The organism is uncultured Marivirga sp. (assembly GCF_963974845.1).
GTDB classification, from domain to species: Bacteria; Bacteroidota; Bacteroidia; order Cytophagales; family Cyclobacteriaceae; genus Marivirga; species Marivirga harenae.
The window spans coordinates 226,137-239,844 of sequence record NZ_CAXBEQ010000007.1 but is presented as its reverse complement, the minus strand read 5'-3'; the positions used below and the strand labels follow the sequence as shown (position 1 = coordinate 239,844).

The 13,708-nt window shown below is 36.3% G+C and carries 14 protein-coding genes; 12 read left to right on the top strand and 2 right to left on the bottom strand.

Features of this window, described 5'->3' with window-relative positions; translation table 11 throughout:
• Positions 1-2 precede the first annotated feature (2 nt).
• From AAC601_RS15880 to AAC601_RS15855, 6 genes are all read left to right on the top strand, one after another.
• Positions 3-965, top strand: coding sequence for an SDR family oxidoreductase (locus tag AAC601_RS15880; RefSeq protein ID WP_340153797.1), 963 nt, complete (start codon positions 3-5; stop codon positions 963-965).
• A gap of 155 nt (positions 966-1,120) precedes the next feature.
• Positions 1,121-1,360 (top strand): hypothetical protein, encoded by a 240-nt coding sequence (locus AAC601_RS15875; protein WP_303270553.1) that lies wholly within the window; start codon positions 1,121-1,123, stop codon positions 1,358-1,360.
• 176 nt (positions 1,361-1,536) lie between these two features.
• Positions 1,537-3,048: an NADP-dependent isocitrate dehydrogenase gene (locus tag AAC601_RS15870; RefSeq protein WP_340153796.1), complete on the top strand. Its 1,512-nt coding sequence runs from the start codon at positions 1,537-1,539 to the stop codon at positions 3,046-3,048.
• A gap of 200 nt (positions 3,049-3,248) precedes the next feature.
• Complete coding sequence (locus tag AAC601_RS15865) at positions 3,249-4,094, top strand: hypothetical protein (RefSeq protein WP_340153795.1); 846 nt, start codon at positions 3,249-3,251, stop codon at positions 4,092-4,094.
• Positions 4,095-4,183: 89 nt separating this feature from the next.
• A complete protein-coding gene (locus tag AAC601_RS15860) occupies positions 4,184-4,567 on the top strand; it encodes a DUF983 domain-containing protein (protein ID WP_303270549.1) in 384 nt (127 codons plus the stop codon).
• A 105-nt stretch (positions 4,568-4,672) separates the two neighbouring features.
• A complete protein-coding gene (locus AAC601_RS15855; protein WP_303270548.1) occupies positions 4,673-4,873 on the top strand; it encodes a hypothetical protein in 201 nt (66 codons plus the stop codon).
• A 368-nt stretch (positions 4,874-5,241) separates the two neighbouring features.
• On the opposite strand, the gene AAC601_RS15850 is transcribed toward AAC601_RS15855, so the two are convergent.
• Positions 5,242-5,958: a YebC/PmpR family DNA-binding transcriptional regulator gene (locus AAC601_RS15850; RefSeq protein ID WP_340153794.1), complete on the bottom strand. Its 717-nt coding sequence runs from the start codon at positions 5,956-5,958 to the stop codon at positions 5,242-5,244.
• Between the two features lie 199 nt (positions 5,959-6,157).
• Between AAC601_RS15850 and hemN the strand changes: the two genes are divergently transcribed.
• The 3 genes from hemN (at position 6,158) to AAC601_RS15835 (ending at position 8,477) form a co-directional block, all read left to right on the top strand.
• The gene (gene hemN / locus AAC601_RS15845) at positions 6,158-7,510 is read left to right on the top strand and encodes an oxygen-independent coproporphyrinogen III oxidase (protein ID WP_340153793.1); all 1,353 of its coding nucleotides are present in this window, start codon (positions 6,158-6,160) and stop codon (positions 7,508-7,510) included.
• 345 nt (positions 7,511-7,855) lie between these two features.
• Positions 7,856-8,239 (top strand): group III truncated hemoglobin, encoded by a 384-nt coding sequence (locus tag AAC601_RS15840; protein WP_340153792.1) that lies wholly within the window; start codon positions 7,856-7,858, stop codon positions 8,237-8,239.
• 31 nt (positions 8,240-8,270) lie between these two features.
• Positions 8,271-8,477 (top strand): hypothetical protein, encoded by a 207-nt coding sequence (locus tag AAC601_RS15835; RefSeq protein ID WP_303270544.1) that lies wholly within the window; start codon positions 8,271-8,273, stop codon positions 8,475-8,477.
• A gap of 349 nt (positions 8,478-8,826) precedes the next feature.
• Here the strand turns inward: AAC601_RS15835 and AAC601_RS15830 are convergent, their stop codons facing one another.
• Complete coding sequence (locus tag AAC601_RS15830; RefSeq protein WP_340153791.1) at positions 8,827-10,365, bottom strand: hypothetical protein; 1,539 nt, start codon at positions 10,363-10,365, stop codon at positions 8,827-8,829.
• Positions 10,366-10,525: 160 nt separating this feature from the next.
• Here AAC601_RS15830 and AAC601_RS15825 point away from each other — a divergent pair, with 160 nt between their 5' ends.
• From AAC601_RS15825 to leuD, 3 genes are read left to right on the top strand one after another with little or no spacing between them, the layout of a single operon-like run.
• The gene (locus AAC601_RS15825; RefSeq protein ID WP_303270542.1) at positions 10,526-11,686 is read left to right on the top strand and encodes a 2-isopropylmalate synthase; all 1,161 of its coding nucleotides are present in this window, start codon (positions 10,526-10,528) and stop codon (positions 11,684-11,686) included.
• 15 nt (positions 11,687-11,701) lie between these two features.
• Positions 11,702-13,105, top strand: coding sequence for a 3-isopropylmalate dehydratase large subunit (leuC, locus tag AAC601_RS15820; RefSeq protein WP_340153790.1), 1,404 nt, complete (start codon positions 11,702-11,704; stop codon positions 13,103-13,105).
• A 6-nt stretch (positions 13,106-13,111) separates the two neighbouring features.
• Positions 13,112-13,699, top strand: coding sequence for a 3-isopropylmalate dehydratase small subunit (gene leuD, locus AAC601_RS15815; protein WP_340153789.1), 588 nt, complete (start codon positions 13,112-13,114; stop codon positions 13,697-13,699).
• The last annotated feature ends 9 nt before the right edge of the window (positions 13,700-13,708 follow it).

The window sequence follows — 13,708 nt, the reverse complement described above, 5'->3', positions numbered from 1 at the left end:
TAATGTCGAAAAAGAAAATCATCATTACAGGAGGAGCAGGATTTATTGGCTCCAATTTGGTAGAAAAATATTTGAATGACGATAGAGTAGAGACCGTAAGAGTGATTGATAATCTCTCGAATGGATACTACAGCAATATTAAAGAATTTGAAAACCATCCCAGATTTGAGTTTTTCGAAGAAGATATTTGCAACTATGAAAAAATGTTGGAGTTAACCAAGGGCTTTGATTTAATTAGTCATCAAGCTGCTTTAGGTTCCGTTCCTCGTTCCATCGAAAACCCGATGCAAAGTACCAAAGTAAATATTGATGGTACGGTGAATATTTTGCACGCAGCTGTACAAAATAAAATTGACAGGGTGGTGTTAGCTTGCTCTTCTAGCACTTACGGAGACAGTCCAAATTTACCGAAGAAAGAAGATATAATTGGGAATCCTTTGAGTCCCTATGCAGTCACCAAATATGCAGTAGAATTGTATGCCGAAGTTTTTCAAAAGACCTATGGTTTAAATTATGTTGGACTTCGTTACTTCAATATCTTCGGACCAAGACAAAACCCAGACAATCCGTATGCTGCAGTGATTCCTATTTTTTGTAAAGCATTTATTCATGGAAATGAGCCCACTATTAACGGGGATGGTGAAACCAGTAGAGATTTTACTTTTGTAGAAAATGCGGTTCATGCTAATGATTTAGCACTTTTCTCAGAAAATAAGGAAGCCCTTAATCAAATTTATAATGTAGCTTGTGGAGATCAGATGAGCTTGAATGATATGATTGGGCTACTACAAGATTTAAGTGGCAGAGATCTTCAGCCAATATATGGTCCTGAAAGGCCTGGAGATGTCAAACACTCGAAAGCTGATATTTCTAAAATTGAGAATCTTTTGGGGTATAAACCACAAGTTAGGTTTAAAGAAGGGCTGGGAAAAGTATATACTTGGTATGAGAAGATGGGATTTTGATTTTTTGATTATGGTTTGACGGTTACAACCGCCTAATTATATTTTCCAGTATATAATCAGCGCCTTTTCAAAATTTCTCACTCAATCATTTAACATTTTGATGATAAATTGATTAACTTTTGAATGCTTTTTGCTAAATAATTGTATTAGACTAGATGCTGGAGACTTTCATTCAATATATCATCGAAAATCCTGACTACATCATTCTGGTGGCGAGTTGTGCTTTTTTGGTATCTTATTTCATCAGATGGGTTTTGAAAAGTGGCAACAACTCCGATGATGAAGATGGAGGTGGAGGAGGTGGCTCCAACGAGAATGACGATGACCCTGTCTTGGATTTGCCCCCTGGAGTATGCTTGCCAAAAGATAAGCCTGAACCTGAATTTTCGTCCTGATTATTATTACTTCAGTTTAAAACTTACAACGGCTTTGATTCCAAAGCCTTGTGCATTATTTTTGCATCAAATTTAAAGGCTATATCAACTATAATACAATTATACCGTGTATATCCTCATTAGAATAAATACCCTTCAATCGGAAATATTAATATAGAAAACATAAAAATCCAGTCATGAAAGATTCTGTTAATGCAGATTATTTGAAAAAAACTACCAAATCACTTCCAGTAGTAGTTGCAAAAGGAGATGGAATTGGTCCAGAAATAATGGACGCCACCTTAAAAATTTTAACAGCGGCAAATGTAAGTCTTGATGCAGATCATATCGAAATTGGTGAGCAGGCTTATTTGTCGGGCAATACTTCCGGGATTCCTGAAAGTGCTTGGGAGGCAATCCATAAAAAGAAAGTAATCTTAAAAGCTCCTATCACCACACCACAAGGTTCTGGTTATAAAAGTTTGAATGTTACCATCAGAAAATCTTTAGGTTTGTTTTCGAATGTACGACCTGCGGTTTCCTATCATCCGATAGTAGAAAGCAAGCATCCGGTAATGGATTTGGTAGTTGTTCGAGAAAATGAGGAGGATTTATATGCGGGAATAGAGCACCAACAAACTGATGAAGTGGCTCAATGTCTGAAATTAATATCTAGACCAGGCTCAGAAAAAATTTGTCGATACGCATTTGAATATGCTAAAAAATATAATCGAAAGAAAGTTACTTGCTTAGTTAAGGATAATATCATGAAAGTGACTGATGGATTATTCCACAGTGTTTTCAAGGAAGTGGCTAAGGAGTACCCTGATATTCAGGCAGAAAGTCAAATTATCGATATCGCTACTGCTAGAATTGCTAATCGTCCAGAGGATTACGATGTGATTGTAACGCTGAATTTATATGGAGATATCGTTTCTGATGTAACAGCAGAAATTTCTGGTTCAGTAGGATTGGCTGGATCATCTAATATCGGTAAAGATTACGCTATGTTTGAAGCTATTCATGGTTCTGCACCTGATATCGCTGGAAAGAAAATAGCCAATCCATCTGGATTATTGCACGGTGCTATTCAAATGTTGCAATATTTTGGAGAGGTGGAAAAAGCAGCCCTTATTCATAATGCTTGGTTGACAACCTTGGAAGATGGAATTCACACCGGAGAAATCTACAAAGAAGGTCATAGCAAGCAAAAAGTGGGTACCATGGAGTTTGCAGATGCCGTAATTGAAAGACTAGGACAAGTGCCTTCTCAATTCAAGAAAATTGAAGTTAAAGAAGGAGAAGATTTTAGAATCAATATCCAAGAAAAATCTCATGCCCCAAAAGAAAAGAAATTGGTGGGTGTAGATATTTTTATAGATCATAGAGATAGAAATGCCAATAAATTTGGAGAGCTGTTGACAGAAAACTCAAAAGATTTCTTAAAGCTAAAAATGGTAACTAATAGAGGAGTAAAAGTTTATCCGGGTGGAATGGATTCTACCTTCTGTACAGATCATTGGCGATGCAGGTTTATTTCAAAAAATGCAACTGTTGCTGAGGGGAAACCTGACTATAAGACCATTGAATATAAAGAAGTATTGGCATTGATGAGTAAACTTAATGAGAAAGGATACGACATCATCAAAACAGAAAACCTATATACCTTCGATGGTGCACTAGGGTTCTCACTGGGTCAAGGAGAATAAATTATTGGCGGAGGTATCAATAGACCTCCGCTATTTACTGTTCAATTATTAATCCAAATCGATTATCCTTCCAATAGTTTCGTGTTTTGATTATTCACTTTAGAGTATTCAAGATATAATTTTTAATAGTTGATAAAATATTCATATATCCTGTTAAAATGATATATTTGCAACTAACCAGCTAATAACCAATAATAACCATGAGACTTGCCCAGGCAGCGAGAAAACTTTCTATTACTACAGACGACATAGTCGATTTCCTTGAAATTAGAGGGATAGTGATCGAGAAGGATTCAAATACAAAATTGGATGAAAATGCAGTAAAATTACTTTACAGACATTTTGAAATTGAGGAAGAAGAAGCTGAGAACGAAGTCATAGCGGAAGTTGAAGATACAATAAGAACAGAAGAGAAAGATGAGGTTGATGAAAAGGAAGACAAAATAGCTGAACCAGCTGACTCTGAACCGGAAGAAGAGGTCTCTGAAAAAAATGCTGAAAAATCTTCAGCGGAAATTCAAAATATTGAGGAAGTCCCAGCTGAGATCCAGAAAGAAAAGAAAAAGGCATTTAAAACAGTAGGAGAACTGTTAGAAGATCAAGCTGAACACTCGGATGAAGAGTTAATTATTAAAGCTCCTAAAGTGGAACTGAAGGGGTTAAATGTAATTGGTAAAATTGATTTGCCTGAACCAAAACCGAAGGCACAAACTGAGCAAAGTGAAGAAACTCAGGATAGAAAGAAAAAGTCTTTTAGCCAACCATCGCGACAAAGAAAACCTAGAAGAAACCAAAAGCGAGAATTAAGCCCTGCTGAAATAAGGAAAAAAGAGGAGCAAAAAGATGCGCGAAAACGAGAAAGGATTGAAAGGGAAAAGAAGAGAAAAAGAGAGCAGTTTTACAAAGAGAAAGTATTAAAACCAAAACAGTTAGAACAAAAAACTAAACCTACAAAGAAAAAGAAAGATACTGAACAAAGGAGAGATGTTCAAAAACCACAACCAAAAACTGTTTTAGGTAAATTATGGAGATGGTTGAATACTTGATGGATACTTCGCTTACAAAAATAATAGAAGACTGATCGTTTTTTTTTTTTGACAAAATCTGATAGCACTTATACCAGAACTCACTTACGATGAAAAAAGGAAATAAATTATATAGCATATTTAATTACAAATGCCCTAGATGTCATGAGGGTGATTTATTTGAGTCTAAGACTTACGACATCAAGAATTTCCAGAAAATGCCTAAGCATTGCTCACACTGCGGATTAAGGTATATGTCTGAGCCTTCCTTTTTTGATGGAGCTATGTACATCAGCTATGCCATGCAAGTAGCTTTGATTATTACAGTATTCGTAGCCTTAAATGTCTTAGGATTTGCACAGCTGTGGCTTATTATTACATTATCTGTATCCTTATCCTTATTGATGATACCTCTGACTTTCCGTTTATCTCGTTCGGCATACATTAACCTTTTTGTAAAATATGATCCCGAAAAAAGATCCGAATTTGAGTAATCTCTTTTTGTTTAATTTATTTTCATAATAAGTTAAACATAATTTGCATTTCTTTGTTTTCTCCAATAATGAATGTATTGGTGCAGAATTTATAAACAGACAAAGATGAAAAAGAGAGATATAATACTATTTATTGGAATTATAGTAGCCTCGATTATTGGGACGAGGTCTTTCGCAAATACTGAGGAAAACTCTTCTCAAGACAAAAAATATCCCAGGAAAGAAAATAGTATTATTGAATCAATCAAGGGTAATCCAGAATTGTCAGTGCTTGATGGAAAGCAAATGGTCAAAGTGAATAAATAATTTTAATGATCCCTGCCAATAGCCTCCCAAATGTTGCCAGAAGATATTTAGCAGAATTATATGTATGGGGAAAATATAGATCGGTAGTCCATCTGATAAGCTCTCCTATAATTCCTGAAAATTAAGTGTTGAAGAGTCGACCGGAAAAGCTAAATTAAAAATGCTTCAGGGCAATCTTGTTTCAATATCGATAATAAAGAAACGAAGGTTGAGAAAGCAGTTGTTCAAGAAATAAAGGATGAGTCGGTTGATTTTATCATATATAAAGTGGACAGCTTAGTAAAGCGCTTGTAAGTAAAAGCCAATAAGCAAAATAAAAGAGCCAATGAAATCAATCAATGGCTCTTTCTGTTCAAAAAGACTTTTAATTAAGCAATATTGGTATAAACAGCTTGCACGTCATCATCCTCCTCAATTTTATCAATCAATTTTTCAATATCGGCCATTTGCTCTTCATCAAACTCTACTGAATCATTAGCAAATCTTTTTAAAGAAGCATTTTTGACGTCAATATTGAGTTCTTCAAGTTTCTTAGATAGATTTCCAAACTCTTTATAATCTCCATAGACATAGAGTTTACCATCATTTTCTTCAATTTCTTCCATCCCAGCTTCAATCAATTCCAATTCCAATTCTTCTATATCCATCTCTACTGCTTTTTCAAATTCGAAAACTGCAGTTCTAGAGAACATGAATTCTAATGAACCATTCGGGACCAAATTGGCACCTACTTTGTCTTTATTAAAGTAGGATTTGATGTTGGCTACTGTTCTGTTGTTGTTATCAGTGGCACATTCAATGAATATAAGGACACCATGCGGGCCTTTTCCTTCAAAAGTGACTTCAACGTAATTTTCCGCTTCAGAACTTGAGGCCCTTTTAATAGCTGCCTCAATATTGTCTTTCGGCATATTCTGGGCTTTGGCATTCTGAATGGCAGTTCTCAGAGAGGCATTCATTTCTGGGTCAGGTCCACCTTCTTTGGCTGCCATGGTAATGGTCTTGCCTAATCTTGGAAATAAGCGGGACATTTTATCCCATCTCTTTTCTTTTGCTGCTCTGCGGTATTCAAATGCTCTTCCCATTTTATTCTAATTTCTTTTGCTGCAAAAATATAAAGAAGACAGTAAGATTCCGCAATCTGAAAGTAGTTTTATCTTGTTCATCCATAAAAATCTCATAATGCATTCTAAATTGATAATTTTCACCTCATTAGATGACTTAAGTCAGTAATTCTCAAATCTCTGTATTTTAGTTTTGTATAGTCAATTAATTAGAGATTTCATGAGCAGTTTAAGCACTAAATACAACAAAGCCATTCCCAGATATACAAGTTATCCCACTGTTCCACATTGGAAATTGAAAAGCCCCAATATGGATGAATGGTTAAAGGAAGTAAAAAGCGTCTATTTTTCTCAACAGGAAAAGAGTCTCAGTATCTATATTCATTTACCATTTTGTGAAAGCCTTTGTACTTATTGTGGATGCAATAAAAGAATCACTAAAAACCATAGTGTAGAGGAACAGTATATTGAGTCATTATTATTAGAATGGAAGACTTACATTAATGCTATAGAAGAAAAGCCCGTAATTCGAAACTTACACCTTGGTGGTGGAACGCCAACATTTTTTTCTTCAAAGAACCTTCATCGGCTGTTAGCTTCGATCTTAGGAACATCTGAAATACATCCTCAAAAGGCATTTAGTTTTGAAGGTCATCCTAATAATACCACTTATGAACAACTGAAAACTTTGGCTGATTTGGGATTTGATCGGGTTTCATACGGGGTGCAGGACTTTAATTTAAAGGTGCAAAAAGCCATTCATCGAATACAACCTATTGAAAATGTTAGGAAAAGTACTCAATGGGCAAGAGAACTTGGCTTTGATTCCGTCAATTATGATTTAATTTATGGTTTGCCTTTTCAGACTTTAGAAAATATTGAAGAAAATATTGAAAAAGTCAAAGAATTTAAACCTGAGCGAATCGCATTGTATAGCTACGCTCATGTGCCGTGGAAAAGTAAAGCCCAAAGAGGCTATGGAGATGAGGATTTGCCAAAGCCAGAGGAGAAGTTAGCGATGTATCTTCGAGCAAAGGCTATGCTGAATGAAATGGGGTACATAAATATAGGAATGGATCATTACGCTTTGCCTGAAGATGAATTGACAATCGCAAAAGAAGATGGTTATTTGAACCGGAATTTTATGGGTTATACAACTGATCAAAATCAAATGATGATTGGATTGGGATGCTCAGCTATCAGTTGCACAGGTACAGCATTTGTTCAAAATGAGAAAGTAGTTGAAAGGTATCAAACCGCAGTTTTAAAGAATGAACTCCCTTTAATTATTGGACATTATTTAACCAATGAAGAAAAGACCTCAGCCAGACTGATTAATCAACTGATTTGCAATGGAAAAGCTGATTTTAGCATAAATAATTTTTCTATGGAATTATGGGAAGACGCTAAATTGGAATTAGAGGAAATGCAAAATGATGGATTATTAGAGGTGGACGACTATTTCTTAAAAGTAACGGAAAAAGGAATGCTGTTTGTCAGAAATGTTTGCAGTCTCTTTGATCCGAAATTGAAACAAAGGTCCGATAAGCCACAGTTTAGTCAGAGTATTTGATTTTGTTTAGATACGAGGTTAGAATAAAGCAGATACTTGGATTGCTTATATTCAAACATTCTCCTGTGCTTCATCCCTGCGCAGGCAGGGATCATGTATTATTGAAACGAAGTTTCAATAGTATTGTCAAAGAAGATAATAATCTATAATCTGTCACTGAAATAGATGACTCAGGCTTTTTTTTAGGTATTTTAATCAAGATTAAAATCAGTAGATTCCCGCCTTCGTGAGGATGACGCACGGATTTTTTGTCTAGGAAGAACTGAATGTTTTCACATTGAATAAATTATTAAAATATCAAAAACTGTGACACAATTTTGTCCGTCTAAACACAAAAAGGATCGTATGCCAAAAAAAGATATTATCCAAAAAGAAGACATTCAATTACTAGTCGATAGCTTCTATGAAAAGGTATTGAAAGACGAGACCATAGGTTATATCTTCACTGATGTGGCTAAACTGAACGTCCCTGAACACATGCCGATCATGTACGATTTCTGGTCATCCGTTTTGTTGGGAACTACCGAATATAAACGCAACCCCATGGATAAGCATTTTGCGTTAAATGAGAAGGAACCTCTGCAAAAAAAGCACTTTGACAGATGGTTGAAACTTTGGTTTGACACCGTTGATGAGCTATTTGAGGGTGAAATTGCAAAAGAAGCCAAAAATCGAGCCTCCACCATCGGTAGATTGATGCTTTTTAAAATGGAGCAGGCAAGGACTTAAACAATTACGGCTGAATATCAGTTATTTAAGTATGAAAAAATTGATATTTCCTTTAAGCCTCGTTACCTTTCTACTATTTTTTTACATAGTATCTATAGCTTTTAATTTCCCTTATCCTTTAATAGCGGCTATTTTTAGTATATCTCCCGTAGCTGTGATCTGGATGGTTTATAAAGTGTTGAGAGATGGGGAACACAGCGGAAAAACTTTTGAAAAGCACTTTTATGAGTTTGAATGATTGACAGCCAAAGGCTGATTGATTTTAACCACAAAGTCACAAAGAACACAAATAAAATAATCAAGATTATTTTTTACTGAAATTTTTAAAGGAATATATTGGAGTCTTCTTATTTAGTGGATTAGAATTAATCCGACCACTTCCGAGGACTCGGAAAAGCGGGTGGGAGGAAAGTTTAGCGGGCCTGTCTGCCACAGGCAGGCCTGCTTGTGCAGACAAGCCAGCGTTGGCCTTGAGGGGAGAAGCGTTAAACTTTCTTGATTTTCTGAATCTTTTTTATCAAGAAAAAAGATTGGAAGAATGGTTTAAAGAATAAATATTAAAATTACTAAAATACTCATGCCATAAATCATCTCATCTTCTGACTCGCCCTTTCCTGTATCCTCTGTTGCACACTAATCCCCATAATTTTACTCTCCAACCAAGCAATAATGTCAAAGTAGATAAATGATCTTTTTTCATAGCGGATATTTTGAAGTGGCTCGAGGTTTTTTAGCAGTTTTTTAAATTCAGGAATCAGCTCTTCTTCTCTAAATTCACCAGCTAGTTTTCTTAAAAATTTCAATATATACTTCTGAAAAAGATGTAGCTCTCCTTTTTTCAATAGAAAGCGATAAGTAGAGCGGATGTAGTAATCTATTACCTCCATATTACCGAGTTCATAATGGGCAATCAAACTTAAGATTCTAGAAAATGAATGTATATCTTCTCTCAAATCGGTTTTTTCATCTTGCTGAACTCGGTTTAACCACTCCAGGGCCTTGTGAAATTGACTGTCACCAAAGTATAAACAGGCAATTTTATAGAAAAGAATTACCCTAGAGTGTTCATCTGAACGCTGAATAAATGCCTCTAATTCAGGGCTCAATTTTTTCAATAGCTTAACGCCTAAGTTGAATTTTCCCAGCATGAATATTCTATTGAATTCATGCACGTAAACATATTTGATCAGCCTGTTTCGAATATTTTCATTGACCGATTTCTGCATCTCTTCATTTAACTTGTGCAAGCGCTGACGTGATTGGAGGAAGTTCTGATACTGAAATAATTTATACTCTGCTATCATCACCTGATTGATAGCACTCAGATAATCATTCATTTGATTACTTTTTAGATCGGGATGTTGGTCATATAGGTGTAGCCATTTTAAAGCAAACTGATAACCCAACTCCATGTCTTCTATGAAGTAGTAGTAATTGACATATAATCTATATAGACTCAGCTTTTCATGAATTGATAAAGTTGCTTCGTTATGATCGGGTAAACCTTTATAAAACAATCCTTGAATTTCCAGAAAATGTTGGTCATTACGGATATAGCCTGTTTTTACATAAATGGCATTCAATTTAACTGCTAAATTAGTGAATTGATTGATCAAATTGATTTTACTATTGGCATCTTCCACCTCGGAAATCACCCTTTGTACCGATTGGCTGTATTGGCTTCCTACACTTTGGTTGAGCAAGTTCTTCTCCCATTTTAAAAGCTCTAATTTCAATTCCAAATTACCTGTTTTGGCAACCTTCTTATAGGCCTTTTTTAAGATGTCAAAGGCCTGTTTTAATAAACCTCTATTATACAATAATTGCACGTAATCAATCATTTCACGGATGTGGATTTCATTGTTTTTCCCACTCTCAAACTGCCTCAGCGACTGTAATATTTTCTGAGTTAAGTGCGCCTTCATATTCGAAATCTGGGAAGCTTTTATGAAAGTGATTTCTTCTACATCAGAAGCATTCTCTATTTGATCTAGGAAGTCAAAAAGCTGCATGTATTTAGACTTTGCCTCATTCTGCTGCTGGGAAAGCAATCGGAAATATCGCTTTTCACTCCGGCTGAGAGATTTAATTAGGTCAAATAAATAGTAAGATGAGTGCTTAGCCATCGTAATTATAGGTTGTCAAATAATAATGAAAAGCGTTTTTCACATATAAATGTGATCAATAGAAATCGTAATTACAAAAATAATTGGCATTACAGGAGTTTTTGCATCCTCCTACCTTAGTTCCATCAAAAACATAAAATCACTAAACAGATAATCATTTATGGCACGTAGGATAGCAATTTTTGATACGACCTTGAGAGACGGTGAGCAGGTGCCCGGTTGTGGCTTAACTAAGCATCAAAAGCTTAAGATTGCCAAAGAATTAGAGGCACTAGGAGTGGATGTTATAGAATCTGGCTTCCCCATATCTTCACCCGGAGATTTTGAGTCAGTTCGTCTCTTAGCCAAAGAAATCAAAAACTCTTCGATTTGCGCATTATCACGTGCTGTAAAAAATGATATTGAAACTGCTGCTCGCGCTTTGGAAGGAGCAACACGACCACGAATCCATACAGGTTTGGGAACTTCCGACCAACATGTATTTACAAAACTAAATTTTACAAGAGAGCAAGTGCTAGAGAAGGCGCACGAATGCGTAACTCACGCCCGTTCTTTTGTTGATGAAGTCGAATTCTATGCCGAAGATGCTGGAAGAACTTCTAATGAGTTTTTAGCTCAGGTAATAGAAGTTGCTGTAGCAGCTGGAGCAAAAGTGGTTAATATTCCTGACACTACGGGTTTTTGCCTTCCAGAAGAATATGGAGCAAAAATCAAGTACTTGATAGATAATGTCCACGGTATTGAAAATGCTACTATTTCTGCTCATTGTCATAATGACTTGGGCTTGGCAACAGCTAATAGCATTGCAGCCATCAAAAATGGTGCTGGTCAAATCGAATGTACTATTAATGGAATTGGTGAAAGAGCAGGGAATACTTCTTTGGAGGAAGTCGTCATGGTCATGAAAAAGCATCCTGAACTGGCTTTGGATACTGGGATTAATACACAATTGCTGTTTCCAATAAGTCAGATGGTCGCAGAAACTATGTGTATGCCTGTACAAGCTAATAAAGCAGTAGTGGGATCAAATGCCTTTTCTCATTCTTCGGGTATTCATCAGGATGGAGTAATTAAAAACCGTGACAATTATGAAATCATAGACCCTTATGAAGTTGGAGTCAATAAATCAAGCATCATTCTGACGGCAAGAAGCGGAAGAGCAGCATTGAATTTCAGATTAATTGAGTTGGGTGTGCATTTAGGAAAGGAAGAATTAGAAGAGACTTATCAGCAATTTTGTGAATTAGCAGATCGCATCAATGTAGTAGAGGATAAAGATTTAAAACATTTAGTAAAAGACCACCAAGTGGTAGTAAAATAAATTTCAGCTAAAGCAATGTCAGCAAAAACATTATTTGATAAAATTTGGGATAAACATGTGGTGCATTCAGTTCAGGATGGGCCACAAGTACTGTATATTGATAGGCATTTTATCCATGAAGTGACCAGTCCGCAGGCTTTTGCAGGTTTGAAAGAAAGGGGCATTCCTGTTTTTAGACCTGAGCAAACCATTGCAACTGCAGATCATAATGTACCAACAGAAAATCAACATTTACCTATCAAAGATGTACTATCCCGTCATCAAGTGGAAACATTAATCAAAAATTGTGATGAATTCGGGGTGGAATTATACGGTTTAGGTCATCCCTATCAAGGGATAGTGCATGTGATAGGCCCTGAGTTGGGAATAACACAACCAGGCATGACTATCGTTTGTGGCGATAGCCATACTTCCACTCATGGAGCATTTGGTAATATAGCATTTGGAATTGGTACCAGCGAAGTAGAACAAGTGATGGCGACCCAGTGCGTACTGCAGAAAAAGCCTAAAACATTAAAAATTCAAGTAGACGGTCAGCTGAATCCCGGGGTAGTTTCAAAAGATATCGTTTTACATATCATTTCAAAGCTAACAGCAGCAGGAGGAACAGGTCATTTTATTGAATTTTGTGGTTCTACCATTGAAAAACTATCAATGGAAGCCCGCATGACGATTTGCAATATGAGTATCGAAATGGGTGCCAGAGGAGGCCTAATTGCTCCCGATGAAACTACTTTTGAGTACCTAAAATCAAAACCCTTTACGGCTAAAGGTGAAAAATGGAAGAGAAAAGTAGCCGAATGGAAAGAATTGAAATCTGACAAAGACGCTCAATTTGATCTAGAATATTATTTCAAGGCAGAAGACATAGAGCCAATGATCACCTATGGCACTAATCCAGGAATGGGAATTGGCATCACCAATGATATTCCACTTCCAAATGGAAAAACCACTTCCGGTCTTGAAAAATCACTGAAATACATGGATTTGGAAGGCGGAAAGCAGTTACTAGGTCATCATGTGGATTACGTTTTCATCGGAAGCTGCACCAATAGTAGAATTGAAGATTTGCGTTTAGTAGCTGAATTAGTAAAAGGAAAGAAAAAAGCAGATCATGTCCAGGCCATGATAGTGCCGGGCTCAAGACAAGTTGAGAAACAAGCCAGAGCCGAAGGTTTAGATAAAATATTAGAGGAGGCAGGTTTTGAATTACGACAACCGGGTTGCTCTGCTTGCTTAGGTATGAACGAAGATAAAGTACCGAAAGGAAAATATTGTGTCAGCACATCGAATAGAAATTTTGAAGGGAGACAGGGGCAAGGCGCCAGAACCCTATTGGCTAGTCCACTGACTGCAGCCGCAGCTGCACTTTCAGGCAAAATTTCGGATGTGAGAGAATTATTGAAAATAGAAGCATAACAGATTATGGAAAAGTTCAACACATTAAATAGTCGTGCGGTATTGCTTCCTTTTGAGGATGTAGATACCGACCAGATTATTCCCGCTCGTTTCCTGAAATCCGTCAGCCGCGAAGGGTTCGGTGAGAACCTCTTCCGCGACTGGCGGTATTTAGAAGATGGTTCGCCCAATCCTGAATTTGTATTGAATCAGGAAGGTAATAAAGGGGAAATTCTGGTGGCAGGAAGGAACTTCGGTTGTGGATCCAGCAGGGAACATGCAGCTTGGGCACTAGTGGATTATGGATTTAAAGCAGTGGTATCTAGCTTTTTTGCTGATATTTTTAAAAATAATGCACTGAATAATGGTCTTTTGCCAGTTCAAGTGACAGACGATTTCTTAGCGCAAGTCTTTCAAATTCTAAAAAATAGACCAGAAGCCAAATTGCAAATTGATTTAAATGAGCAAGAAATTAGCTTAGTGGGTTCATCATTAACAGAGAGCTTTGAAATCAATTCCTACAAAAAATATTGCCTACAAAATGGCTTTGATGATATAGATTTTCTATTGAATAAAAAGAATGAAATTGAAGCTTACGAGCAATCAATAGCTTAAAATTAGTAA

Excerpts from the sequence above, each read along its gene's own strand:
- AAC601_RS15875 (WP_303270553.1), top strand. The coding sequence starts at position 1,121 with ATGCTGGAGACTTTCATTCAATATATCATCGAAAATCCTGACTACATC.
- AAC601_RS15865 (WP_340153795.1), top strand. The coding sequence starts at position 3,249 with ATGAGACTTGCCCAGGCAGCGAGAAAACTTTCTATTACTACAGACGAC.
- AAC601_RS15855 (WP_303270548.1), top strand. The coding sequence starts at position 4,673 with ATGAAAAAGAGAGATATAATACTATTTATTGGAATTATAGTAGCCTCG.
- AAC601_RS15870 (WP_340153796.1), top strand. The coding sequence starts at position 1,537 with ATGAAAGATTCTGTTAATGCAGATTATTTGAAAAAAACTACCAAATCA.
- AAC601_RS15860 (WP_303270549.1), top strand. The coding sequence starts at position 4,184 with ATGAAAAAAGGAAATAAATTATATAGCATATTTAATTACAAATGCCCT.
- AAC601_RS15835 (WP_303270544.1), top strand. The coding sequence starts at position 8,271 with ATGAAAAAATTGATATTTCCTTTAAGCCTCGTTACCTTTCTACTATTT.
- hemN (WP_340153793.1), top strand. The coding sequence starts at position 6,158 with ATGAGCAGTTTAAGCACTAAATACAACAAAGCCATTCCCAGATATACA.
- AAC601_RS15825 (WP_303270542.1), top strand. The coding sequence starts at position 10,526 with ATGGCACGTAGGATAGCAATTTTTGATACGACCTTGAGAGACGGTGAG.
- AAC601_RS15830 (WP_340153791.1), bottom strand. The coding sequence starts at position 10,365 with ATGGCTAAGCACTCATCTTACTATTTATTTGACCTAATTAAATCTCTC.
- AAC601_RS15880 (WP_340153797.1), top strand. The coding sequence starts at position 3 with ATGTCGAAAAAGAAAATCATCATTACAGGAGGAGCAGGATTTATTGGC.
- AAC601_RS15850 (WP_340153794.1), bottom strand. The coding sequence starts at position 5,958 with ATGGGAAGAGCATTTGAATACCGCAGAGCAGCAAAAGAAAAGAGATGG.
- leuD (WP_340153789.1), top strand. The coding sequence starts at position 13,112 with ATGGAAAAGTTCAACACATTAAATAGTCGTGCGGTATTGCTTCCTTTT.
- AAC601_RS15840 (WP_340153792.1), top strand. The coding sequence starts at position 7,856 with ATGCCAAAAAAAGATATTATCCAAAAAGAAGACATTCAATTACTAGTC.
- leuC (WP_340153790.1), top strand. The coding sequence starts at position 11,702 with ATGTCAGCAAAAACATTATTTGATAAAATTTGGGATAAACATGTGGTG.